At 51.8% G+C, this 514-nt stretch carries 1 pseudogene; it reads left to right on the top strand.

The features are described from left to right. Positions 1 to 514: pseudogene (locus tag ACTHUR_RS18415) on the top strand (transglycosylase domain-containing protein); the annotation flags it as partial.

Consider the following 514-nt stretch of genomic DNA (forward strand, 5'->3'; position numbering starts at 1 on the left):
ACTCTATTTGGGTCAACGCGCTTCTAGTCTTGCATCTGCAGCCCAAATTTATTTCAACAAAAATGTTAACGAATTAACATTGGCCGAAGTCGCCATGTTGGCAGGCTTGCCCAAAGCCCCTTCCGCCTACAATCCGATTATACATCCTGAACGCGCCAAACCGCGTCAGGCTTATACTCTGAACAATATGCTGGAAGAAGGTATGCTTACCCTGCCGTAACGCGATCAGGTTTTGAAAGAAGAGTTGCATTACGAGCATTTTGTACAAAACATCGACCAAAGCGCCCTGTACATTGCCGAAATGGTGCATCAAGAGCTGTTTGAGCAATACGACGAAGATACCTACACTCAAGACTTAAAGGTATATCCCACCGTCGACACCGCACCCCAGCGGGTGGTCACCGAGGCCCTGCGTGAAGTCCTGCGCGATTTCGCACTGGGCGGAGGCGAAGGCGGTGGGGAAAACGACAGCGAACTGGGCGGAGGTGGAGCTGGAGGCGAGATAGGGTGCCAG

The sequence above is a fragment of the Neisseria sp. P0021.S007 genome, from assembly GCF_051956855.1.